Source organism: Vibrio sp. St2, assembly GCF_947311885.1.
GTDB classification, from domain to species: Bacteria; Pseudomonadota; Gammaproteobacteria; order Enterobacterales; family Vibrionaceae; genus Vibrio; species Vibrio coralliilyticus.
The window spans coordinates 630286-653816 of the sequence record NZ_CAMZNA010000001.1 but is presented as its reverse complement, the minus strand read 5'-3'; the positions used below and the strand labels follow the sequence as shown (position 1 = coordinate 653816).

The 23531-nt window shown below is 44.8% G+C and carries 21 protein-coding genes; 14 read left to right on the top strand and 7 right to left on the bottom strand.

The window, feature by feature from the left end; translation table 11 throughout:
• Positions 1-79 precede the first annotated feature (79 nt).
• The 3 genes from sbcB to QMA41_RS02855 all read right to left on the bottom strand — a co-directional run bounded on the left by sbcB (position 80) and on the right by QMA41_RS02855 (position 3895).
• Positions 80-1504: an exodeoxyribonuclease I gene (sbcB, locus tag QMA41_RS02865; protein ID WP_281628791.1), complete on the bottom strand. Its 1425-nt coding sequence runs from the start codon at positions 1502-1504 to the stop codon at positions 80-82.
• 139 nt (positions 1505-1643) lie between these two features.
• The gene (locus tag QMA41_RS02860) at positions 1644-3017 is read right to left on the bottom strand and encodes an L-cystine transporter (protein ID WP_019275867.1); all 1374 of its coding nucleotides are present in this window, start codon (positions 3015-3017) and stop codon (positions 1644-1646) included.
• A 191-nt stretch (positions 3018-3208) separates the two neighbouring features.
• The gene (locus tag QMA41_RS02855; RefSeq protein WP_281628790.1) at positions 3209-3895 is read right to left on the bottom strand and encodes an NAD(P)H-binding protein; all 687 of its coding nucleotides are present in this window, start codon (positions 3893-3895) and stop codon (positions 3209-3211) included.
• Positions 3896-4419: 524 nt separating this feature from the next.
• Between QMA41_RS02855 and QMA41_RS02850 the strand changes: the two genes are divergently transcribed.
• The 9 genes from QMA41_RS02850 to btuD all read left to right on the top strand — a co-directional run bounded on the left by QMA41_RS02850 (position 4420) and on the right by btuD (position 12899).
• Positions 4420-5031 carry a flavin reductase family protein gene (locus QMA41_RS02850; protein ID WP_277683993.1) on the top strand — a complete coding sequence of 204 codons (612 nt, stop codon included), beginning with the start codon at positions 4420-4422 and terminating at the stop codon, positions 5029-5031.
• Positions 5032-5037: 6 nt separating this feature from the next.
• Positions 5038-6066, top strand: coding sequence for a nicotinate-nucleotide--dimethylbenzimidazole phosphoribosyltransferase (cobT, locus tag QMA41_RS02845; protein ID WP_281628789.1), 1029 nt, complete (start codon positions 5038-5040; stop codon positions 6064-6066).
• On the top strand, positions 6063-6836 hold the full coding sequence (locus tag QMA41_RS02840; RefSeq protein ID WP_171354705.1) for an adenosylcobinamide-GDP ribazoletransferase: 774 nt from the start codon (positions 6063-6065) through the stop codon (positions 6834-6836). The genes cobT and QMA41_RS02840 overlap by 4 nt, the downstream gene beginning before the upstream one ends.
• A gap of 4 nt (positions 6837-6840) precedes the next feature.
• The gene (gene cobU / locus QMA41_RS02835; RefSeq protein WP_281628788.1) at positions 6841-7389 is read left to right on the top strand and encodes a bifunctional adenosylcobinamide kinase/adenosylcobinamide-phosphate guanylyltransferase; all 549 of its coding nucleotides are present in this window, start codon (positions 6841-6843) and stop codon (positions 7387-7389) included.
• Positions 7376-7996 carry a histidine phosphatase family protein gene (locus QMA41_RS02830; protein ID WP_281628787.1) on the top strand — a complete coding sequence of 207 codons (621 nt, stop codon included), beginning with the start codon at positions 7376-7378 and terminating at the stop codon, positions 7994-7996. Before cobU ends, QMA41_RS02830 begins: the two co-directional genes overlap by 14 nt.
• 3 nt (positions 7997-7999) lie before the next feature.
• Entirely contained in the window at positions 8000-9790 is a 1791-nt protein-coding gene (locus tag QMA41_RS02825) for a M3 family oligoendopeptidase (protein WP_281628786.1), read from the top strand.
• A 225-nt stretch (positions 9791-10015) separates the two neighbouring features.
• A complete protein-coding gene (locus tag QMA41_RS02820) occupies positions 10016-11044 on the top strand; it encodes a succinylglutamate desuccinylase (protein WP_006962046.1) in 1029 nt (342 codons plus the stop codon).
• Between the two features lie 117 nt (positions 11045-11161).
• Entirely contained in the window at positions 11162-12157 is a 996-nt protein-coding gene (gene btuC / locus QMA41_RS02815; protein ID WP_019275858.1) for a vitamin B12 ABC transporter permease BtuC, read from the top strand.
• Positions 12144-12899 (top strand): vitamin B12 ABC transporter ATP-binding protein BtuD, encoded by a 756-nt coding sequence (gene btuD, locus QMA41_RS02810; protein ID WP_281628785.1) that lies wholly within the window; start codon positions 12144-12146, stop codon positions 12897-12899. The genes btuC and btuD overlap by 14 nt, the downstream gene beginning before the upstream one ends.
• A gap of 296 nt (positions 12900-13195) precedes the next feature.
• Here btuD and QMA41_RS02805 read toward each other — a convergent pair whose 3' ends face one another.
• The gene (locus QMA41_RS02805; RefSeq protein WP_006962050.1) at positions 13196-13771 is read right to left on the bottom strand and encodes a nucleoside triphosphate pyrophosphohydrolase family protein; all 576 of its coding nucleotides are present in this window, start codon (positions 13769-13771) and stop codon (positions 13196-13198) included.
• A 185-nt stretch (positions 13772-13956) separates the two neighbouring features.
• Here QMA41_RS02805 and QMA41_RS02800 point away from each other — a divergent pair, with 185 nt between their 5' ends.
• Positions 13957-15042 carry a sensor domain-containing diguanylate cyclase gene (locus QMA41_RS02800; RefSeq protein WP_281628784.1) on the top strand — a complete coding sequence of 362 codons (1086 nt, stop codon included), beginning with the start codon at positions 13957-13959 and terminating at the stop codon, positions 15040-15042.
• A 21-nt stretch (positions 15043-15063) separates the two neighbouring features.
• Here QMA41_RS02800 and QMA41_RS02795 read toward each other — a convergent pair whose 3' ends face one another.
• Positions 15064-15624 (bottom strand): DUF1415 domain-containing protein, encoded by a 561-nt coding sequence (locus QMA41_RS02795; protein ID WP_281628783.1) that lies wholly within the window; start codon positions 15622-15624, stop codon positions 15064-15066.
• A gap of 71 nt (positions 15625-15695) precedes the next feature.
• Positions 15696-16943, bottom strand: a complete 1248-nt coding sequence (locus QMA41_RS02790) for an MFS transporter (RefSeq protein ID WP_281628782.1) — start codon at positions 16941-16943, stop codon at positions 15696-15698.
• Positions 16944-17059: 116 nt separating this feature from the next.
• Between QMA41_RS02790 and QMA41_RS02785 the strand changes: the two genes are divergently transcribed.
• From QMA41_RS02785 to QMA41_RS02770, 4 genes are all read left to right on the top strand, one after another.
• Positions 17060-17929, top strand: a complete 870-nt coding sequence (locus tag QMA41_RS02785) for a LysR family transcriptional regulator (protein WP_281628781.1) — start codon at positions 17060-17062, stop codon at positions 17927-17929.
• Positions 17930-18016: 87 nt separating this feature from the next.
• Positions 18017-19471: a molybdate ABC transporter ATP-binding protein ModF gene (gene modF / locus QMA41_RS02780; RefSeq protein ID WP_281628780.1), complete on the top strand. Its 1455-nt coding sequence runs from the start codon at positions 18017-18019 to the stop codon at positions 19469-19471.
• A gap of 152 nt (positions 19472-19623) precedes the next feature.
• The gene (locus tag QMA41_RS02775) at positions 19624-20838 is read left to right on the top strand and encodes an ABC transporter substrate-binding protein (RefSeq protein WP_038158748.1); all 1215 of its coding nucleotides are present in this window, start codon (positions 19624-19626) and stop codon (positions 20836-20838) included.
• A gap of 22 nt (positions 20839-20860) precedes the next feature.
• Complete coding sequence (locus QMA41_RS02770; RefSeq protein ID WP_281628779.1) at positions 20861-23299, top strand: ATP-binding protein; 2439 nt, start codon at positions 20861-20863, stop codon at positions 23297-23299.
• On the opposite strand, the gene QMA41_RS02765 is transcribed toward QMA41_RS02770, so the two are convergent.
• Entirely contained in the window at positions 23300-23530 is a 231-nt protein-coding gene (locus QMA41_RS02765) for a glutaredoxin family protein (protein ID WP_006962058.1), read from the bottom strand. It abuts the gene before it with no gap.
• Position 23531: the final 1 nt, after the last annotated feature.

Genomic DNA, 23531 nt, shown 5'->3' with positions numbered 1-23531 from the left:
TGCTCACTGGCCTCGATCAACGTAGTGTTTTTTATTGTTTGATGAGGCCTGAGTTTTATAGGGTGCAGGCAATAAGTTGTTAAGATACTAGCTTTTGAACGTATTGGTAAACAGATTTTAAGATAGCTATCTTTTTTTCGTCACTCTCATGCTCGTGAACTAAGTTTTCCAAATTCAACATGTAGTCTTCTATTCGACTTTCGAAGTATTCGCGGCTGTGTGCTGCCCATTTTTGCTGTTCACTCTCATCCAATGTCCACGGAAAATGTCTGGCGCGATAGCGGAATAGAAGCGGAGCAATTCTGTCGTCACTGAATGAGATATCAAGGGCGGAAAGATTCTTGGGTTCAGTTTCTCGTATGATATCCATTGATTGCTTTGCCGCAGGAGAAAAGAAACCATCGTAAAGCATAGTATCAACATCATCGTTCTTTTCGTATTCTCTCTCGATGCTGTATAGCGAATTGAGTTTTTCTCTAATCTCAGGGTGCTGTCTTAGTCGCTCAAGGTTTTGTAAGCATTTTTCTCTGTCAATGCCTATGTTAGCTGCATTCTCAGCAGTTAATGTTTTGGCTGGAGCTAAAATAGGGCACTTGTTGAGATGGACAAGTTTGATTGGTACAGGCAGTTCGTCTGGGCCAAGTTCAGAATGTTTGGTGTAGAGACGCTCATTAAGTTGTTCTACATCTAAATCCAACAACGGCTGAGGGTCTTTCGCTAAATCGACAACAATCACCGCATTCTGGTTGGTTGGATGCCAAGCGACCGGAACCACCCAGCTAGTGTAATTGCATTCGCGCCCCAGCATACCCGATACGTGCATAAGCGGTGTCATATTCACGATATCGACGAGTTCGTTCAGTTTGCGCTTGTGGCGCATGCTAAGGAAATAATCAAAGAGCTTAGGCTGAGCGGCTTTTACCTTTTTAGCCATTTCAATCGTTGCTATAACGTCAGCCATCGCATCATGTGCATTCTCGTGTTCAATGCCATTGGCAACGGACAAGTGCTCTAGCTTAAAGCTGATAAAACCTTCGTCATTCTCTGGCCAATTAATGCCTTCTGGGCGAAGGGCGTGACAGGCACGCATGACATCAAGTAAATCCCAGCGAGAGTTGCCGTTTTGCCAGCTCCATGCATATGGATCGATGAAATTTCGATAGCAGGTGTATCGCGTTACTTCGTCATCAAATCGAATGCTGTTGTAACCCAAGTTGATGGTGTTTGGCGTGGACAACTGCTCATGAATTTTAGCAATAAATTCCGGCTCAGGTAACCCTTTACTTGCCGCCGTCTGAGGTGTGATACCAGTGATAAGCGCGGCTTCGGGTGATGGAAGATAATCTGAAGGCGGTTGGCAGTAGATAACAAGAGGCTCACCGATGATATTAAAATCCATGTCGGTGCGTACACCCGCAAACTGGGACGGTCTGTCTTTTGCTGGGCTGGTTCCCCACGTTTCATAATCAAAAAAGAAAAACGTAGGTTGATGCGCTTGTTGCATTATCTCTTTACCAAGTCTTTGAAATTCACTCGGGTATTAGACCATTGAGACCGAGACAAGGCAAACGGGAAGCGCTTGATTGCTAGAAATTTGTGCGGATAGAAAAAGCCCCGAGCTGTTCACTCAGGGCTTGGTCATTTTAGGCTTGTTGAGCTTCAAGCTCTTCGTCTGAGACTTTATCGCCAAGGATACGACTGGTTATGGTGCCAGCCGTCATAGCGCCAGAGACGTTGAGCGCGGTTCGCGCCATATCGATCAGAGGTTCGATTGAAATAAGCAGCGCAGCGATGGTTACTGGTAACCCCATTGCTGGAAGCACGATTAGCGCAGCGAAAGTCGCACCGCCACCCACGCCTGCGATACCGAATGAGCTTACTACGATAATTGCGACTAGGGATAGGATGAAGTTGATATCCATTGGGTCGATACCCACTGTTGGGGCAACCATTACGGCTAACATTGCAGGGTAGATACCCGCACAGCCATTTTGTCCTATGGTTGCACCAAATGACGCTGAAAGGTTCGCAATTGCAGGTGGCACGCGTAGCTTATTGATTTGCGCTTCCACGTTAAGTGGGATAGTTGCGGCTGAGCTGCGTGAGGTAAATGCAAATGTCAGTACTGGCCAAATCTTCTGGAAGTATTCTTTCGGGCTCACACCAACGAATGACACCAAAATACCGTGAACAACAAACATTAGGGCGATTGCAACGTAAGAGGCAACGATAAAGCCCAATAGATTCAGGATGTCACCTGCACTGGATGTCGCGACAACTTTCGCCATCAACGCCGCAATACCATATGGCGTGAGCGCCATAATCATTTTCACTAGTCGCATCACAACAGATTGAGTTGCTTCAACAAAAGTGCGAATTGGCGCTTCCAACTCTTCCTTTTCCGCCATCACCTTACGTGCAGCAATACCAGTCAGGACACCAAAGATCACGACAGCAATAATGGAAGTAGAACGAGAACCTGTCAGATCAGCGAATGGGTTGGTAGGGATAAAGCTTACCAGCATCTGTGGAATAGTGAGATCAGCGACAGTACCTACGCGATCTTCTAGCACTGCGATACGAGCAGTTTCACGCGCGCCCTCTGTCAGCCCTTCTGCTGATAGGCCAAACGCTTGGGTAATTACAATGCCCACAATTGCTGAAATCGCTGTAGTAGCGAGTAGCACAGAAATGGTGAGGCCTGAAATCTTGCCCAGTGAACCGCCTTTCTCAAGCTTGACGACGGCTGCGATCATAGAAACAAGAACGAGTGGCATGATGACCATTTTAAGCAGGCCAACATAGCCACGGCCAACGACGTTAACCCATTCTAAGGTTTGAGCGATGACAGGGTTACCTTCGCCAAAAACAAGCTGCAGTACTAGACCAAATGAGCTGCCGAGTACCAAGCCCAATAGTACGAGTCGGGATAGCGTATTCTCTTTTCGTTGCTGTCCGTAGAGGAAGAAAAGAATGCCGACAAATGCCACTAATGAAGCGATAGCCGCTACTGACATAATTGATAGTCCTTATTGAGTGTTTGTAACGTATTTATTGAGTAAATTAATTACAGGATTAAATTCTGTAACAAACGATAATGATTTGAAATGTATGATTGAAATGAAAAAAAGATATTTGATATGTATTTAAGTTATTAAAAGATGCGAGCTGAGTCTAATTTGCTCAAAAGTCAGCAGAAACCGTCGAATTATTGATATTTATTAATCAAGTTTCGCATCTGAATACTGTCCAATGTCTGAAGCTTTCGATCAGCATTTGTAAGAATTCCATATTGCATTGCTTTCGCTACTTCGCTTGCCTGGATCGGTATGAGTTTTGCGAGTTTGCCAAACATCAGAGGGCGCAAAGATTTTAGGACGACTTGTACGATGGCTTCGTCAGTGCGCGGTGTGTCTCTTAAACCCACTAAAGGGCCTGGTCTAACGAAGGTGATATGTTCAAAACCCAAACGTTCAATCGCCATTTCCATCTTCCCTTTACAGCGAAGGTAGTGGGAAAGAGAACGTACAGAGGCACCGTAACTTGAAACGACAGCCAGATGAGTGACACCAAGTACTTTCATTGTCTGGGCGACATCACACACCAGTTCATAATCAACACGCTCTAGTCCTTGCTTGGAGCCTGCCTGTTTAATGGTTGTGCCTAGGCAGATGAATCCATATTTAGGTGAAGGCTTATCTGCGTCCCACTCCTGAACTTGAAGCTGCTTGTTTTGAAGGACTTCTAACTTTGGGTGGAAAAAAGGGAGTTCACGTCGGCTAAGCGCATAGATACGTGTGACAGGATCTTCTTCTAACATTTGCTTGATGAGCTCGGTTCCTATTAACCCCGTTGCTCCGGCGACCATAACGACCAGATCTCTAGACTCAGACAAATTTCTTACCTTTAGCTAATCGTGACGATCAGAGCATCTAACAACAAACACAGAAAGTCTGTGATCAATCTTTTAGGTTGCGAGTAAAATTGGATTACGTTTGGCCCCGTTTAACGAGGCCAATTCTGATGGTGGAGTGGTCAAGTAAGAGAGAGAGGGACTCGTTTTTGAGTCTTTTGATTCGACTTGTGTTGCTTCTGTTTCTTTGATTTTTGATTGGCAAACATACAAACCTCCTTGCACTATCAAAGTTGGGTTAACCTCATTACGGCAATATCTAATGCAGTCTTTATGCCGTCTAAAATTCAGGTTGTTACAATTCAATAAGTTAGCGTTCGATTAGGTTGTACCCATTTAATAAGATAGGTGATAAATGGAAAAAGTTTCATTTTTGGTATCAATTTGATTGCAAAAATGACACGAGAATAGTCTTTTTCCGCCGATTGATAGGGGTGTTAACTGGCTGATTTCACGTTACACTCTGAGGTTCACAGGGGACTCGCGATACGAAAAGGATGAACAAGATGAATATCGACGCTAGCACTCTCGCTCCCACTCAGATATACCACTTAATGACTCAAACTGTTATTCCAAGGCCAATAGCGTGGGTTTTGACGGAGTCTGGTGAAACTGATTACAACTTGGCTCCATTTTCCTACTTCACGCCTGTCTCTAGTAATCCGCCTCTGTTGATGTTCTCTGTAGGTAAGAAACCGACCGGAGAAATCAAAGACACAACCCGTAATGTTCTTGAGACAGGTCGAATGGTGGTGCATATCGCGAATGCTGACTTGGCGGAACAAGTGACGCAGACTTCGGCAACATTGCCGCACGGAGAATCTGAAGTCGCTTTAGCTGCTCTAGAGCTCATCGATTTTGAAGGGTTTGAATTACCCCGAATCAAAGATTGCCCAATTGCTTTCGGGTGCAAGCTGTTTGAAGTTAAAGAAATTGGGGAAACACCTCAAAGCCTAATCTTTGCTCAAATTGAAGACATATACATTGCGCCGGAAGTGATTGGAGATAACCAAGAACGTTTAGTTGTTGATGCACTAAAAGTGAATCCTCTTTCTCGTTTAGGTGGCAGCCAATACGCCAATCTAGACCAAACCTTTACTGTCGCCAGACCGAAATAAAGCTGTATGTTAGATCAATCTTATTCAGATGCTATTTGGCATCGAATCAATCAAAAAACTAAACCACTGGGTGCTCTTGGGCAGTTAGAGTCACTTGCCCACCAGCTCGCACTGATTCAGAGTAATTTAAAAGGTGACGCCGTCACTAATGTGAGCATTGTAAAGCCTACAGCAATCGTCTTTGCTGGTGACCATGGCATTGCGGACGAAGGTGTTAGCATCGCGCCAAGTGCAGTGACTCAACAAATGGTGTTAAATTTTCTTGCTGGTGGGGCGGCAATCAATTGTTTTTGTCGGATAAACCAGATTGAGCTTAAAGTGGTTGATACGGGAATATTGATTCCTGTAGAGGCGGCAGCGCCTAACTTTGTAGTGCAAAGGCTGGGTGACAGAACGGCAAACTTTGCCAATGAAGCGGCAATGTCTAGTGAGCAAGTCCAACAGGGTATTGAGTTTGGTCGCGAGCTGGTTAAGCGAACGGTCAATGAAGGCTGCAACCTTTTCATGTTTGGTGAAATGGGGATTGGGAATACCTCAAGTGCCGCTGCCATAGTTGCAGCTTTGACAGGTCAGGATGCCCAGTCATGTGTTGGTCTAGGCACAGGAATTACTCCTGAACAGTTAGCGAAAAAGATGGCTCTAGTCGATAAAGGAGTCTCACGATGCCAAGGTTTGGATGTTTACCAAGTTCTATCCGAAGTGGGCGGTTTTGAAATCGTTCAGATGGTTGGGGCCTTCCTAGCTGCCTGTGAAACCAAGACGCCGGTTATTGTTGACGGTTTTATTGTCACAACGGCCGCTTATGCCGCGAGTTTGATTCAACCTGAATGTCGCGAATTTATGATCTTTGCCCATAAGTCAGAGGAGTTGGCGCACCAACTTCTGCTTGAAGAATTAGGCGCCAAACCTTTGTTGGATTTGTCAATGCGCCTTGGTGAAGGCACGGGCGCAGCGCTTGCTGTCCCTTTGGTTCGTGCAGCAGCTGAGTTTTACAACTCAATGGCAAGTTTTGAAGATGCTGGAGTGACAGTGTGATCAGTACCCTCAAGTATCAACTTGAATTGTTCTGGCTGGCTTTGGGCTTTTTTTCTCGCCTACCAATACCTCCGTCTACGCCTTATTCTGAATCACGCATGAATCAAGCGGGCCGCTATTTCGCGTTAGTCGGTCTGTGTTTAGGCGCATTATGTGCGGCCGTGTATTGGTTGGCTGAAAGTGTATTGGGCCCTAATGTGGCGGTTGTTGTCATGATGGTGTTCAGTTTATTGCTTACTGGCGCGTTTCATGAAGATGGTCTGACGGACATGGCAGATGGCATTGGTGGTGGGATGACGCTGGAAAAGCGTTTAACCATTATGAAAGACAGCCGTATTGGTACTTATGGTGCTAGCGCGCTGGTGATGGCGTTACTGGGTAAGTATGTCCTGCTAACTGAGCTTGCATCATTGACGAATGTTTTATTGGTTATCGTTGCTGCTTACACGCTAAGCCGCGCCGTGGCTGCATCGCTCATTTATGACATGCCTTATGTGAGTGACCCTGATGCCAGCAAAAGTAAGCCACTTGCGAATCAACAATCTAAAAGTGAGCTAGCCATACTGGCAGTATCGGCGTTGGTACCTTTATTGTGGTTTGATTTTGAATTGGTCGCTGTGATCGTCGGTATAACCGTTATTTTCCGTATTATGTTTAAACACTGGTTGATGAAACGAATAGGTGGTTTTACGGGGGATTGCTTAGGCGGCGCTCAGCAAATTATGGAACTGCTGATTTACATGATTGTTCTTGGCTGGTCTTTAAGGTGAGTGAATGAGTGTACATCTGATATTGGGCGGAGCTCGATCAGGAAAATCCAGTTTTGCAGAATCACTGGTCGTTGAGAGCCACTCTGTTTACACACGTCACTATGTTGCGACTGCAACGGCTTTTGATGATGAAATGGCGGTAAGAATTGCTCATCATAAAATCAGCAGAGGCAGCGGGTGGGTAGAGCATGAGTGCCCGAATGCTCTCGAAGAGCAGATCGAAGGCTTTACATCTCAAGATATCGTGTTGATTGATTGTTTAACTCTTTGGATAAATAACGTCATTTACAATCAAGGCCAACCTATTGAGCTACACCAGATATCTGACAGGGTGGGGCGTTTGGTAAAAACGCTGGCTGCCAGTGAAGCTAATCTAGTGGTTGTTTCTAACGAAGTAGGGTTAGGCGTGATTCCAATGGGAGAAGTCACTCGCCTATTCGTTGATCATGCGGGTTGGATGAATCAAGCCATCGCGAAGGTAGCAGATAAAGTAACGTTTGTTGCGGCGGGGTTGCCTATGGTGCTGAAAGAGAAGTCGCGTGAAGACAGTTAATATTTACCTATTGCGACATGGAAAAACGTTAGGCGAACCGGCGCTCAACGGAGCGAGCAATGTCTTAGTCGCTCACAGCACACAGCAAGCGATTTGCCAAAGTTTGTTAGAGGCTTCAATCAGTTTTGAACATATTATCACTTCACCTCTTCGCCGTTGTGCTGATTTAGCTGATTTACTGGCTGCAACGACCCCCCAGCTTTCTTTATCGATTGAAGATGATCTTAGAGAAATGGATTTTGGTGAGGTTGATGGAAAGCCATTTGATTCTATCAAATCAGAGTGGCCACTACTCGAACGATTTTGGAATGACCCTGCGGCGGTCGAGTTACCGCAAGCTGAAACACTGCAAGCGTTTCATCAGCGCGTTAGCAGGCAATGGGGCTCACTGGTAGAGAGTGTCGAAGAGGACACATTAATCATCTGCCATGGTGGTACCATACGTATGATATTGGCTTCATTATTAAATTTAGACTGGCGAAACCCCGCACTTTACTCCGTTTTACAGATAGGCAATCAGAGCCTAACTCATATTCAACTTACCAAAGCGGACAGTCTATATCAGCGAGTGTGTTCTATTGGCACACCACTTCACATAAAGGATTAAAACATGACGACACCAAGCTGGAATTTGTCTATTGCTTACCAAGGATTGGACGATAGTAAAATTGAGCAAGATGTAGCGCTGGTTCAGCAATGCATTCAGGTATTGGGACTAAACGTCGATCAGCGCAGTTCGGTCACGGTAATGCAAAACGCAATATTGACCAGCGAAGCCGCAGGAAAACTGCTTGCGACGATCAATACCTTTGCAAGCTGTCACGCGTCTGTTGATGCGATGAACAGTGATGCTAAAGCCATGATTGGCCGCGTTGCCAAATTGAGCTCAGAGTTATCGCAAGCATTTACCCCTTATGAAGACACTCTAACCAATGCGCCTCAAGAATTTATCTCTGAAGTTTTGAACCATGAAAACGGCGATGTATTTGGTCAGGCATTCCAGATCGAATGCACACGAAAGCAGGCAGATACTAAGCTCAGTGTCGCTGAAGAGCAGTTATTGTCAGCCATGCAGGTGGATGGCCGCGATGCTTGGGGACGAATGTACGACAATATCACAGGCGCACTTCAGGTGGAACTGAAAGAAGGGGAAGAGAGCCGTATTGGTTTCTCCCAGGCTGCCAGTATTTTGTATGGCACAGATTTCGACAATCAAGAGCCCGCTTGGCGTGGCATTCAAGAAGCGATGCAGACCCATCAGGAAAGCTTTGCTGGGATTCTAAATGCGTTAGCTGGTTGGCGTCATACAGAAAATCAAAAACGCTCTCACCTTAAAGACGTTCACTTTCTTGATACCAGTCTCTACGACAGCCGTATTCAAGCAGATACGCTGAGCGCGATGATGCAAGTCGCAAAAGACAATCGTCATGTGGGGCAAAAAGCTGGCCTACTCATGGCTCGGGTTCATGGCCTGAATGAGATGAAACCTTGGAACCACTTAGCAGGTATGCCTAGCCTGACTGACGGCGAGCCTAAGGTCTATAGCTTTGACGAGGGCATTGACATCATTACTAAGGCCTTTGCACAGGTGGATGGTGAAATGGCGGAATTTGTCGCCATGATGATGGAAAATGGATGGATTGATGCCGCGCCTTCTGCCAGCAGAAGACTTGGGGCTTATTGCACTAAGTTTGCAGCTACACGCTCACCATTGGTCTTTATGACTTGGGGTGGAAGTCGTTCGGATCTACTGACTCTCGCTCACGAGCTAGGGCACGCTTTTCATAACTGGGTGATGCGAGATATGCCGCTGTGCCAGACACGCTACCCAATGACGCTAGCAGAAACGGCGTCTATCTTTGCAGAGAATATTGTGCGTGATTATCTGCTTGAACAAGTACAGAGCCGTGAAGAAAAACTCGAGATGCTGTGGGAAGAGCTCTCTAGTTGTTATGCCTTGATGATTAATATTCCTGTTCGTTTCGAATTTGAAAAAGAATTCTATCAGCAGCGGATGTCAGGTGAGCTCAGCGCTGAGCAATTGTGTGACTTGATGAGCCAAACTTGGAAAGAGTGGTACGGCGAATCAATGACGGAAGCGGATCCTTATTTCTGGGCAAGTAAACTGCATTTCTCTATCTCGGAAGTCAGTTTCTACAACTATCCGTATTTATTTGGTTACCTGTTTAGCAAAGGCGTGTATGCACAACGTGAAGCGAAAGGTGAGAGTTTCTATTCAGATTACGTTAACCTTCTGCGCGATACTGGTTCGATGATGGCTGAAGATGTGGTTCAGAAGCACTTAGGTATGGCTTTGGATAGTGAAGCATTTTGGCAACAAAGCGTCGATATGGTGAAAACCAAGATTGATGAGTTTGAATCTCTGTTGGATCAAGAATAAATTCACCACAAATATGATATGATAATCAGCAAGCCGGGCAGGGAGTCTGCCCGGTTGTTTTATGTACAGCGAAAGCATTCTATCCCGAACGGAAAATGGTATCGGGCGTGGCAATTGAGTTTTTTACGATGAAGCACGGGTTTTCTCTTGATAAGTGAGATCGTGGCTACATAAATTGCCTGAACAATTCATTAACATACCCGCTGTGCAATAAAGGAGTAGCGCATGACGAAAAACCTCTTTCGCCAATCTTTTCTTTTTGACAGCCTGAACTTAGAACAAGAGATGCCAGCAGGGGAAATTACTGTTGCGAACGGCACTGTGTTCAAGCTTCATGAACGCGGAGTTCTGGAAGTCATCCCATCAACGTTGGACGAAAACAGCAAACACATCATTCTTTCCTGTGGTGTTCATGGTAATGAAACCGCACCTATGGAGTTAGTGGATAAAATCATTTCTGATATCCAGTCTGGCTTCCAGCCGGTGACAGAACGTTTGTTGTTTATCATTGCTCACCCTGAGTCAACGAACGCTCATACCCGCTTCCTTGAAATGAACCTTAACCGTTTGTTCGATGATAAAGAATATGAGCCAACGAAAGAGCTGGCCATTGCGCAGAACCTGAAACGTATTGTTGCTGATTTTTATCAAGACACGCCATCTGATAAACGCTGGCACCTAGATCTACACTGTGCGATCCGTTTGTCCAAACACTACACCTTTGTCGTGAGCCCGAAAACGCGCCACCCGGTACGCAGTAAAGCGTTGATGGAGTTTGTCGCGAGTGGTCATATCGATGCGGTGATGTTCTCTAACGCGCCTTCCAGCACATTTAGCTGGTTCAGTGCCGAAAACTTTGCAGCGCAGGCGTTGACAGTTGAGTTGGGACGAGTGGCTCGTATTGGAGAAAATGATCTCGATAAACTGGTCGCCTTTGATTTGGCAATGCGAGATTTGATTGCTTCCAGCGAAGCTGAGCATTTGCCGCGTGCCCCTGTAATGTACCGTGTCAGTCGGACTATCGTGCGTTTGCATGATGACTTTGATTTCATGTTTGATGACGACGTTGAAAACTTTACCTCGTTTAAGCACGGTGAAGTGTTTGGTCATGATGGTGACAAACCGCTCATGGCGAAAAATGAGGGAGAAGCGGTTGTGTTCCCTAACCGTCATGTGGCAGTTGGCCAGCGTGCAGCACTCATGGTGTGCCCGGTGAAAACGCGTTACGAAGAAGGTCAACTTGTCTACGATTAAAGCGTTTACGGCCTAAACTCATCTGAGAAGCTTTCTATTTTAATGGCTTAACGGTATCGTTAAGCCATTATTTTATTGTACCTATAACTTTAGCCGTTTAAGGCCAATCTAAGCTGCATGGAACTGAGTGAATTATTAAGCCGTAGGCATCAACGCTGGAAGCGCTACTTTATCGTGATCCTATCTGCGCTTGTTCTTTTCTCAGCGACGCATCTGATGGTTGGTGAAGTCTTTATTTCTCCTTTTTCTGAGCTGTCGAGTCTTCAACAGCAGCTGATTACTCAACTTCGTTTACCAAGGTTGCTTGCCGCGATTGCCATAGGAGCCTCACTGGCCGTTTCTGGTGCCGTGCTGCAAGTTTTGCTTGGCAATGTTCTGGCAGAGCCCGGTGTGCTTGGTATTTCTGGTGGCGCCAGTGTCATGATGGTTATTGTGTTGTTTTTCCTTCCCGCGCTTGCAACACCCATCGGGTTTATGATCGCCGCGGTCATTGGCGCATTGGTGTTTACTCTGTTGCTTGTTTCAATGGCGAAAATCATGCGTTTAACTACTACTAGACTCTTGTTAGTTGGGGTGGCGTTAGGCATTTTGACAGGCGCTATTGTCACCTGGGCATTCTATTTCAGCGACGATCTTAGCTTAAGGCAGTTAATGTATTGGCTAATGGGCAGCATTGGTGGTGCAAGCTGGTATCATCACGTATTGACGCTGACTCTTGTCCCTGTGCTTGTTTGGCTATGCATGAAAGGTAAGACACTAGACAAGCTAATGATGGGGGAGTTGCATGCCAAACAGCTCGGTTTGGACGTAGAAGCGGTCCGCTGGAAGTTAATCTTAGCCGTTTCGATTCTTGTAGGCGGCGCAGTTGCACTTGGTGGTGTGATTGGATTCATTGGCTTGATCGTTCCTCATCTTCTCAGGCTTGCATTGGGTAGTGAGAATCGTTATTTGCTGCCTATCTCCGCATTGTCCGGTGCGATGCTGTTGGTGTTTGCCGACATTATTGCTCGAGTCGCCCTAGAATCTGCTGAGCTACCACTTGGAGTGGTCACTACTACCATTGGGGCTCCTGTCTTTATCTGGATGCTGGTGAAACATCATGATTCACGTTAATAGCTTATCGGTTGGCTCACGTTTATTGCCGCTTTCGTTCTCTGTCGACAAAGGTGAAGTACTTCATGTCGTTGGTCCAAATGGTAGTGGTAAAAGTACCTTGCTGACAGCGATCGCTGGCTTGTTAGACTTTGAGGGTGACGCCGCGATTTTTGATTTAGATGTCAAAAGTAGCTCTATTGAGAGCCTTGCAAGTTATCGCGGATTCTTGAGCCAGAGTGATCGTCCCGCTTTCAATCTTGAGGTTTCGCAATATCTTTCCTTGTCACTCCCAAGCTCCGTCCAAGGCTTGGATGAAGCTGTGGAGCTAGCCGTTAAAGAGCTGGTGGATGTACTTGAGCTAGAGGATAAGCTTCATCGTTCGATTCACCAGTTGTCTGGCGGCGAGTGGCAGCGAGTGAGGTTATGCGCGATATGCCTGCAAATCTGGCCGTCTCTAAATCCTTATGCGAAGCTCCTTATATTGGATGAGCCTGCTGCGCCGCTGGATATTGGTCAGGAAGCCCTACTGTATAAACTGATTCGCAAAGTCGCTGCTATGGGAATCACTGTGGTGATGTCTAATCATGACCTCAATCGCACACTTAAACATGCCGATAAGGCTTTGTTGTTGGATAAAGGCGTGATTCAGCAAGTAGGCTCCGTAGGTCAGGTATTCGAGCCGAGTGAGCTTTCTAGAGTATTCAAAACTCGAGTTCAAAAAACGGAGTTTAACGGAGAACCTGTATTAATCTTTGATTAATCAGGCAATAGCCCCATTTCCCAATTCTCAAATTAGTGCGCTATGCACTACATTTGAGCACGCCTCATGCTCACAGAAATCGCTGAAAATACCATTCCTATAAAAATCAATAAGTTACTATTTCTAAAAACTTGGCATAAGTTTGGCTTTAATAAAAACGATACATTCTCGTTCTTGTTAGGCTTAGTCAATTTGAAGGGAGACTGGAAAGCTGACAAATATAAGCCCATTTTTACGACTATGGCAGCTTCCGCCACCTAAGGTTTTCCGAAGGTGGCGGCTTTTTATCTGGAGGCTTATGCTGTTAGCGGAGCAAGATCAGCAGGGCGGTAGTAAACAGACTTCAATACCTTTCCTTGGCGAATCGTTTTTGCTTCTGAAACAAAATCTTCAGCACATTTTGCGATGATGTAATCACCTTTTTGTACTGCCATTAGTTTGATTCCCTGCTCAGCGTAATGCGCTTCTGTCTCAGCGTATTCTTTCTCGTTGCGGCAAACCTTGCTCATGTTGCTTGAGTGGACTTCGTCCCAACAAGGGATAAAGTTGATGCCACGATTAACGGCAACATTGAGTAGTAGGTCAATCAGATAACTGATAGCAAGGTTCGACTCAACCTTGTCATCACCCAAATGAACTAGACGACCCATCAAAACGTAAACGCTGTCGATGATAGCGTCAGCTTGTTCCGTCTTGTTATCAGCTTCTGCCAGTTCAGTGAGCTCTTCTACCGCTAAAGAGGTATGCAGCGTATCTGCTTTCTCGTCTAAGCTTTCAGGAGAGGCAACAGGTAAGTCGAAAGTAGTACGAAACTCAGTAATGTCGCGGTAAAGGTGGTCAAAGATTTCTTGAGTAAGTTTGGAAAGGTGCATTCACTTAACCTGCATTTGGTAATTATCGCGTCATACTAACAAAGCCTTATGAAACGTGCCATTACAGCACGAAAATAAATGGGGACAAGGGCAAAGTATTCAGAGTTTTATGTGCAAGGCTATTGATGTGATTATTGGGATAAGTCTATCTTACGTATAAGAAATTTTAGCTATCAGGACAGTATATGGTTGTAGCAAGTGAAAGTGAAAAGGTCATACGGAGACTCTATCAGATCACAAACGATTATCAGAAAGGGTTTGATATTCAGATTACCCAACTCATCATGATGGGCTTGGAGCGTTTCAATCTGGATATTGGTATTTTATCCCGCATTGATGGCGAGCTATATACAGTCTTGTATTGCGTTACTTCTGAAGGTGTAGAGTTAAAACCTGGCGATACGTTTAATTATGAGTCAACTTATTGCCAAATCACCTGTAGTTCATTTGGCCCAGTATCCATTGAGCATATGGGAGAAAGCGATGAGTATGCTAAACATCCTGCCTATGAAGCGTTTGGCTTAGAGTCGTACATTGGTATTCCAATTTTTGTTGATGATGAAGTTTTTGGCACACTGAATTTTTCTTCTGCGTCACCTTACCCTCGAAAATTCAAAGATATAGATGTTGATGCGCTCAAACTGATGGCGTCTTGGATTGAAGTAGAATTAATCCGCCGGAAACAGGAAGAGCGCCTTAGAAAGTTGAATAGCCAACTGGAATATCAAGCCTATCACGATGCGTTGACCAATGTTGCCAACCGCCGGTGTATGTTCAAAACCATCCATCTTGATATCGAACGCATGAAGATCGCCAATGGCAAAGGTTCACTGGCCGTGATTGATATTGATAACTTCAAGAGGGTCAACGATGTTTACGGTCATCAAATCGGTGATGACGTTTTAAAGAAAACCGCGCAACAACTTCAAGCATGTTTATCTGAAAGGGACTTTATTGCACGGTTCGGGGGAGAGGAGTTTGTCGTTTGGCTGCCCGAGAGAACAGAACTTGAAAGGCGTCAACTTATCGAAGAGCTTCACCAATCTGCCAATGAGATTCTTCTAGATGGCGAACCCGTCACCGTGTCCATCGGTGTGTGTGAATTTGATTTTGGTAACGAATCAGCAATAGATAACAAGAAAGGTGCACTTGACCAAATCATCTTAGTAGCCGATGAAGCTTTGTATCAGGCAAAGAATCAGGGGCGAAATAGAGTAGTTGTTCGTTCCCTATCAGAAGAACCAGCGACCGAAATGATGAGTGGAGACTGAGCTCCACTCTTATCAATATGATTATTTAAACAAGTAGGGGAAAAGCTTCACTAGCTCAGACTGAGTCAGGGATTCCACACGAGCTATGTTGGTCTCAGGAATTGATTCAGGATCTGGATAATGTTTGAGAACTTTCTCCATGCTCTCTTCACGAATCAAATGGAACACAGGGTAGGGGGAGCGGTTAGTTAGATTCTCCGCATCCTCTGGTTCTGCTCCACCAAAGCAATACTCAGGATGAAACGTCGCCAACTGGTAGGTTCCTTCCCAGCCTTGCTGACGGATTAATGCTTCGACCCAGTCTATAAACAAGTTATAGTCATAAAAATCTTCCAGCATGTTTGGTACAACGACCAATGTAGTTTCTAACTCTTCAGCTGTCTTTGATTCTAATTCCATTAGCTGGGTGAGTATGTCCTCTAGCAATGCTTCTTCTTGCTTCGCTTCACTGACAAATATTTTTATTTGTTTATTGCGCTGTGGCTTTGCAGCGAATGGACATAAATTAAGGCCAATTACCACGTCATTAAGCCATTGATTGACTTGCTCTGCGATAGTCTCTTTTGAGCTTGGGGTTGTCATCTTACTTCCAATTTATAGTTTGGAAGCAAGAATAACAGATTCGTTTTGTGGTCGTAAGCGTCGAGATGAGTCTAGTGAGATGAGGGCGTTGCCTTTAGCTCAGAAGTTGGACTGGTGTTAGCTTCGTTCTCCAGTTCTGCTGAACTTTGATGAATTACATTCAGTTTATAGCACAACACAAAAATCATCAGATAAAGCAACATACCACCAGCAATGACGTAACCCCAACCGCCATGTTGCCAGCAATAAATTAAGAAGAAGCCTCCTAAGCTGCCACCAACATAGTAGTGAACAAGATAAAGAGCTGTGGCAGTCGCTTTAGCTTGGGTGGCTTTTTGGCTAACCCAGGCATAGGCCAGCGTATGCGTGAAGAAGGCGCCAAAACTAATAAGCGCTAATCCGAGGATCATGAATGGAATACGATCCAAATATGCGACCAACATACCGAGTAGGCTTATTATAGTCCCGCAGACCATACCTGAAATGGGCTGACGGTTTCGGTTCCACACTGAAGTAAGCTTAGAGCTTAATGTGCCGGGTAAGTAGCAGAGGAAAATCAACGAGGCTAGGCCAATAGGTAGTGAATGTGGAGCCTCAACAAGACGAAAGCCCATAACAGAATACAAGTTAACAAACAGAGCAAAATTCACCCCACCAATCAGCATAGCTAACCAAATAGCTTTGTTTTTTAGGTGCTTAACCAACGCTCGGTTGTGGTATCTAAGCATGCCTCTTTGGGGAGAGAAGTATTTCTGCTTTGGTAACATCGCGCATACCGCGATAGCTCCAATCAAGGAAAACACCGCCATGGTAATCACTGCTTGTTGCCAGCCGAAAGCATCAGTGAGTGTACCACCGACGATTCGCCCGGTGATGCCGCCGAGTGAGTTAGCCGCTATATAGCCTCCAATTGCTTGACCAAAGGCTTTAGGGGACAGCTCTTCAACCATGTAAGCGACTGCCACAGAAGCAAAAGCGGCTAATGCGACTCCCATTAGCGCACGCAAGACTACTAAGCTAAGAAGTGAGGGTGATAGAAGCATCCCGATACTGATTACAGGCATAGCTAAAAGGCCATACAACATCACTCGTTTTCTCCCTACGGACTCAGATGCAACTGCCCATGGTACGAGGCTAAATGACAGCGCCAGCGTCGTTGCTGCAAACAACCAGTTAATTTGAGTCTCGGATACGGAGAAGTGCTGAGCCATGTACGGCAGCATCGGTTGAAACAAGTACAGGTTACAGAACACGATGAATGAGCCGAGAGCGAGACTCAGTGTTACTCGTCGGTAATCTTGGCTTCCAAGTTCGATCATTGGCGTTGGCTACTCTAGTTATTCAGTCAGTTATTGTGATCAAAATATCAGTGATAACTGGATTAATAAAATATATTAAAAATATAGAGTTGATATATTTATGATATGGGTATCTGATGGACTCCCGACACTTAAAACACTTTGTGGCCGTCGCTGACCATGGCCACTTCACCATGGCGGCGAAAGCACTACATATTGCTCAGCCTGCGCTGAGTATTTCAATCAAGAAGTTTGAACAGCAGTTGGGTGTTGAGTTATTCCGACGAGAAGAGCGACGCATAACGCTTACCGATGAAGGCAAAGTGCTATATGAACACGCCAAGCGGGTTTTGCAGCAAATCGATGATGCTAAGTTAGCAATAGATGAACTGAGAGGCCTTGAAAAGGGAGAAGTTAGACTTGGTGCGCCAAGCATGATGGGGTCTTACTTTTTCCCCCAAGTCCTGATGGCGTTCAAATCGCATTATCCTAATCTCAAGCTCACGCTAATTGACGCAGGTACCCGATCTATTAGAAAGATGCTTTTGGATGGTGAACTAGACATTGGCGTGATTGATGATGAAAACGTCCCGGAAGATCTTGAAACAGACCATTTATTGAATGTAGAAATGGTTGCTGTTGTTGGGCTGGAACATGCTTTGGCACAGAACAAAAGCATTAGTTTTGAAGAGTTTTTCAAACATGAACTAGTCATGTTTAAGCCCGGTTATTTTCACCGTGACTTTGTCGAGAAAAAGGCGCGCTTATACGACAAAGAAATGAAGTTTTCATTTGAAACGAATCTATTGCCAATGATACTCAGTATTGTGAAACATGAGTTTGCGATAACTGCGCTTTTGAAGCTGGTGACTGAGCATGAAAAAGATGTGGTTGCCATTCCTTTTGATGAACCGGTCAATCTGACTTTATCTCTTGCGTGGCGAAAGAACGCCTATTTATCAATTGCGGATAGAACATTCATTGAATTTGTTAAGCAATATGTGTAGTTCACATTTCTTTTCAAGGTGATCGCAACATTGTTTTAAATAACGTAATTTAATTGCATACAATTTGAAAAAGAGAGATTTGGTTAAATGCAGTTGAAGATGACAGATCTGGTGGTTGAAACAGGTTCGAATACGTTAGAGATAAAAGACTGGGCTATCGAGGAAGGCCAATCTTGGGGCGTTTTCAGTACCGAAGGTGATATTGGGTCTGCTCTTGGCTGCTTGCTTTGTGGCGAGTCAGAAATTAAGCAAGGCTATATGGAACTCTCCGATGGCAAGGTTTCACAAGTTTCATTGGTTGAACAGCAAAGGTTGCTTGAAGAAGAACTGGCTAAAGATGACACTGATTTTCTAGACCGAATAGATAAAGGCAGCTCAGTTTACTCTCTGATTTATGAACAGTGCGAAGATGCGCAATTGACTGCTCAATTACTTGATGATTTGGATCTGGAACATTTGAGTGATAGTGGATTTCGAGTTCTGTCGACCGGAGAAACCAGACGGGTAATGTTAGCTCGCGCTTTGGCAACCAAGCCAGATCTGATTGTACTCGATAACCCTTACACAGGCTTAGATGTGGCTCATCGCGCTTCACTTACCAATTATTTGACTGAGTTATCGCAGTCGTTGCAGATGGTGGTGACATTTAATCGGGAGGAAGATGTCCCTTTATGGATTGAGAAAGTTGCTTTGTTTAGTCATGGCAAGTTAGACAGCGTGATGGATATTCAGTCATGGCACCAGCATCCGGTGATTAACCAAATCAAAGCTCAGTCCAAGCAGCAGAGCGAGCAGATGATGGATCTCATTCGAAGCCATCAACACAAAACAGAGTTCAGCAATCCGATTTTTGAGCTTAAAAATGGCAAAGTAGAATATACAGAGAAAACCATTTTCTCAGAGGTTAACTGGAGAATCGATAAAGGCCAGCATTGGCAGGTGAAAGGACCGAATGGGTGCGGGAAAAGTACGCTCCTTGGGTTAATCTTCGGTGATCACCCCCAATGTTACTCTAACGATATTCATATCTTGGGTAACCAGCGAGGCTCGGGTGAGTCTATCTGGGATATTAAAAAGCACATTGGGATGGTTTCCTCTTCTCTGCACCTTCAATATCGCGTGAGTTGCAGTGCTTTAGAAGTCATTTTATCTGGCTTCTATGACTCCATTGGCTTATATCAGCAACCGGCAAAGAAAGAAATTCAAATTGCCCAAGAGTGGTTAGAAATTCTGCATATGTCAGAGTATGCAAAGACATCATTTAAACAGTTGGAATACGGCCAGCAACGTTTACTTCTTATCGCCAGAGCAATTGTAAAGCAACCAGCAATTTTGATTCTGGATGAACCTTATCAGGGCCTCGACTATTTAGGCAGAAGATTAGTCAAGAACACACTGGAGCTTATTGCTAAAGAGAATTTGAGCCAGTTGCTCTATGTCTCTCACTATCATGACGACAAATTAGAGAGTATTCAGAATGAGCTGGAATTTTGTTTCGATGAAGTGGAGACGTGCTACAAATCGACCATTCGTCAGTTGTAGCAATCTTGAACATAAATAAAGCGGGTTGGTGTCTTGAAGAATAGACGCAACCTGTTTTTTGTTTTGTAAAGTCAACAAATTACTGGAAAAAACTTCATGCTTTCCTAGGCTAACTATAGAAATAAATAATAACGACTACGTTGGTGACAAGTATGGCTAGGAAATTTCTAATTTTAGTGTTGGCGCTGTTTGCCAGCGTCGTGCAGGCTGAAAAACCTGATGTACTTAAGATCTATCTTGATGCTGATAGAACGGGGCATCTGGAATCGGCACTCTCCATTGAGCATGGAATTAAGGTTGCCTTCTCCCAGAAAGGTAACCAAATATCAGGCATACCAGTAGAGTTTGTTACCACTGACCATAGAGGGAACGTCCTACGTAGTAAGAAAAACATGGAGCGTTTTCTTAAGGACAGCAATGGATTGGTTTACATTGGTGGCTTGCATTCTCCTCCATTGATCAAGTACCGAGAATACATTAACAAATCCAAGATGTTGACTTTGGTTCCTTGGGCTGCGGGTACGCCTATAACTCGATATCCTTCTACTGAGGATAACTACGTATTTCGTCTTTCGGTTGATGATTCTAAGGTAGGAAAGATACTGGTTAACTACGCGTTAGAGCAACAGTGCAATCAACCTCACTTGATGTTAGAAAATACGGGGTGGGGCAAATCAAATTACAAAGCAATGATGTCTGCTTTACCTGAAGACCTAGCCGAGCGCGTGAAAACCAGCTGGTTTGATTGGGGCATAAAAGATGTTGATGCGCGAATCTTGATTCGTGAAGCCCAATCCAGCGGAGGAGATTGTGTTCTGCTGGTGGCTAATAGTCGTGAAGGTAAACTCATCGTTGAAAGTGTTGCAGACGTTGGCATTAAAATGCCTATATACAGCCACTGGGGCATTACTGGCGGTAAGTTTGCTCAGAACGTGCCTTTCCCTATTCGTGAAAAAGCCAACCTTCATTTCATTCAGTCTTGTTTCAATTTCTACAGCTCGGAACAAAACAGCTTTAATCAGAATGTGTTCAAGGACGCAAAGACTATGTTCCCAGCTTACTTTGAAGACAGCAATATTGAGGCACCAGCTGGTTTTGTCCATGGTTACGATTTGGCAAAGGTATTCATTGAGGCAGCGAGTACGGTAGAGCTAACGGATGATGCGGAGTCGAACCGAACTGCATTAAAGAAAGCACTGGAGTCGATGGATAAGCCAGTACAGGGGCTGATTAAAGAGTATCGTGCTCCATTCGCCCCTTTCACTGAAGATGATTTTGACGCGCATGAGGCGTTAGGTGCAGACGATTTCTGTATGGCTATTTATGACGATAAAGATGCCGTGAAACTAATTCCTAAATCCATCTAGAGCACAGAGGTAACGCAGGTCTATGTTGAAGTTTGATAAGAAAAATGGAATGCATCTGTTTTCGTTGTTTCTCATCGTTGGGGCCTGCGTTTTTATGCTTGCGAGCTTTGCTTTTGTTCAACATCAAGCTAGAGAAACCGCTCAGGTCTTGATAAGTGAAAGCTTGAAAGGAAAGTTCGTCGCTATTGAGAGATACGTATTTGAGTTTCTAAAATTGCATGAACAGAGGCTTGAGCGCGTGACTTCTCACCCTGTCACGAAAGGTGCAGTCTTAGAAGGAGTGGATGATCAGAGTGCGTTTAAAGATCAGCTTGAGCTTCTCAAATCTTCCGGAACGACGGCTGACATCAACATATATGATTTTTCTGGCGGTAACGTTTATCAAGAAATTACATTGCCCGATGTTGTTTATACCTTTGTTACGACTGGTATAGAAAACGAGTCCCTAATGGAAAAGCCTTCGTACTCGCTCTACAAAAATGACGGTAGGGACTACCTCCTTCTTAGCTCTCCAATCTTGTACAACGGTTATGCTGAAGGGCTAGGAGTATATGTAACGCCACTTGATGAAAGTGAGTTTTTCGAAAGCCTAGGCACCGACAGTATGCACTGGTTTGGTATCGCCCAAAATAGACTTAACTGGAATATGCAAGCTCCTAATAATTGGAAGATGGACATGTTTCCAATTGAGGGCACTGATCTTTCCTTGTTGTATTCGGTCTCCCCCCAATTGGTCATTGATGCGGAAGCTAATTTGACGGGAAGCCTGCTCGTCGGGATGTTAATTGCGACCAGTATGACGTTGGTTGTCATGTTCATTTTTGGACGAAGAATTTTGGTATCCCCATTTCGTAAGTTAGCTGAGTCTGAGCAGCAGCTTTATGAGCAATCTGAATCGCTAAAGATAAGGGAGGCAGAGTCTGCCCGCTTAGCTCGAGTGGTTAAACATATGCGTGATGCGGTGGTGTTTACGGATTTAGATTCCAAAGTGACTTGGGTGAATGGAGCATTTGAGCGGCTGACAGGGTATTCACTATCAGAAATGATCGGCAAAAAACCGGGTGATGTCCTTCAGGGCGTGGATACCGATAAGCGAACGACACGAAAGATTCGAGAACTGATAGATCGTCGAGAGCCAGGGTTCTTTGAGTTACTCAATTACAACAAGGAAGGAGAGTCATACTGGATTGAAATTGCCTTGACGCCGCTGTATTCAACCCACGGACAGATAGAAGGTTTTATGGCTGTAGAAAGGGACATCACTCAGCGAGTAGAGTTGGAAGAATCGCTGAAGATAAAGGCGGTTGAAGCAGAAGCGGCAAACATCGCAAAATCCCAGTTTTTGGCAGCAATGAGCCATGAATTACGAACGCCAATGAATGGTATTCTGGGTGTCGGGGACCTTCTCAAAAATACGACGCTCAACGAAGAGCAACAGGAGTATGTCGATACATTTCTTGGGTCGGGAAAACACATGTTAAATGTGCTTAATGACATACTTGATTTCTCTAAAATTGAAGCGGGCAAGCTGGAACTTGAAAAAGTTGAGTTCTTACTGAAAGACGTGGTGGCAAGGCTTACCCGACTTTATGAGCCATTGTGTGCGGATAAACACCTAGAGTTTAAGTGTGAGTACTCTCAATCTTGTGACCGTGCGTTAGTTGCCGATGAGACACGCATTCTTCAGATTCTACAAAACCTATTGAGTAATGCTCTCAAGTTTACGTCGGAGGGCGGTATTACGTTGTCGTTGGATGTGGTAGAACAAAGCCATCGTATTGAGCTTCATATTGATGTCTCCGATACCGGAATTGGTATCAGCCCAGAGAAACAGTCCGCAATTTTTGACCCATTCTCACAAGCTGAAAGCGACACAACGAGAAGGTTCGGTGGTACCGGCTTAGGGTTATCGATTACTCGGGATCTGGTTAAAGCCATGAACGGGACTGTTGACCTTAGCAGTGAGGTTGGTAAAGGCAGCCAGTTTACAATTGTGGTTCCTGTTGGGCTGAAAAAGGTTCGTCAGGGCAGTGATAAACAAGAACGACTATCTGCTTTTGACGGCTCCGGACTGAGCGTATTAATTGCTGAAGATACTCGCGTGAATGCACTGGTCTTAGGCAAGTTTCTTAAAAACAAAGGCTTCGAATATGAAGTGGTTGAGAATGGCGAACTGGCAGTTGAAAGAGTACAGCATCAACACTTTGATTGTGTCTTAATGGATAACCACATGCCAGTGATGGATGGCATGAAGGCAACAAGGGCGATTATGAAACTCGATTTACCCAATCCTCCTGTGATTATTGGCTGTACGGCTGACGCGTTTGAACAGACGAGAGAAAGAATGATTTCGGAAGGGTGTACGGATGTGATCACAAAGCCTATCAGCTCCGATAAGCTGGATGAAGTATTTCACGCAACGCTAAAACCCCTTGAAGCTAATGCGATGCGTGAGGCTTGATCATTTCGAGTTGTACATTTTCTCGAAGTTTTTTGGATTCCAGCCAATCATATAGCGATCACCAATTTTGAGCACGGGTAAAGAGCGTGCTCCAATAGCATCCAGCTCTTTTCTACCACGCTGCATTTTTGCGTTGGTTAATCTGTACGCATAGCCCTTTTCATCTAAGTATCGCTGAGCATCTTTACAGTGAGGGCATTTATCCTTCACATACAGAACAAGTCTTTTCATC

Coding starts and splice junctions, on each gene's coding strand:
- QMA41_RS02790 (WP_281628782.1), bottom strand. CDS start 16,943: ATGATCGAACTTGGAAGCCAAGATTACCGACGAGTAACACTGAGTCTC.
- QMA41_RS02795 (WP_281628783.1), bottom strand. CDS start 15,624: ATGACAACCCCAAGCTCAAAAGAGACTATCGCAGAGCAAGTCAATCAA.
- QMA41_RS02860 (WP_019275867.1), bottom strand. CDS start 3,017: ATGTCAGTAGCGGCTATCGCTTCATTAGTGGCATTTGTCGGCATTCTT.
- QMA41_RS02770 (WP_281628779.1), top strand. CDS start 20,861: ATGTTGAAGTTTGATAAGAAAAATGGAATGCATCTGTTTTCGTTGTTT.
- QMA41_RS02825 (WP_281628786.1), top strand. CDS start 8,000: ATGACGACACCAAGCTGGAATTTGTCTATTGCTTACCAAGGATTGGAC.
- QMA41_RS02850 (WP_277683993.1), top strand. CDS start 4,420: ATGAATATCGACGCTAGCACTCTCGCTCCCACTCAGATATACCACTTA.
- QMA41_RS02765 (WP_006962058.1), bottom strand. CDS start 23,530: ATGAAAAGACTTGTTCTGTATGTGAAGGATAAATGCCCTCACTGTAAA.
- QMA41_RS02785 (WP_281628781.1), top strand. CDS start 17,060: ATGGACTCCCGACACTTAAAACACTTTGTGGCCGTCGCTGACCATGGC.
- QMA41_RS02775 (WP_038158748.1), top strand. CDS start 19,624: ATGGCTAGGAAATTTCTAATTTTAGTGTTGGCGCTGTTTGCCAGCGTC.
- cobU (WP_281628788.1), top strand. CDS start 6,841: ATGAGTGTACATCTGATATTGGGCGGAGCTCGATCAGGAAAATCCAGT.
- cobT (WP_281628789.1), top strand. CDS start 5,038: ATGTTAGATCAATCTTATTCAGATGCTATTTGGCATCGAATCAATCAA.
- sbcB (WP_281628791.1), bottom strand. CDS start 1,504: ATGCAACAAGCGCATCAACCTACGTTTTTCTTTTTTGATTATGAAACG.
- modF (WP_281628780.1), top strand. CDS start 18,017: ATGCAGTTGAAGATGACAGATCTGGTGGTTGAAACAGGTTCGAATACG.
- QMA41_RS02800 (WP_281628784.1), top strand. CDS start 13,957: ATGGTTGTAGCAAGTGAAAGTGAAAAGGTCATACGGAGACTCTATCAG.
- QMA41_RS02805 (WP_006962050.1), bottom strand. CDS start 13,771: ATGCACCTTTCCAAACTTACTCAAGAAATCTTTGACCACCTTTACCGC.
- QMA41_RS02820 (WP_006962046.1), top strand. CDS start 10,016: ATGACGAAAAACCTCTTTCGCCAATCTTTTCTTTTTGACAGCCTGAAC.
- btuC (WP_019275858.1), top strand. CDS start 11,162: ATGGAACTGAGTGAATTATTAAGCCGTAGGCATCAACGCTGGAAGCGC.
- btuD (WP_281628785.1), top strand. CDS start 12,144: ATGATTCACGTTAATAGCTTATCGGTTGGCTCACGTTTATTGCCGCTT.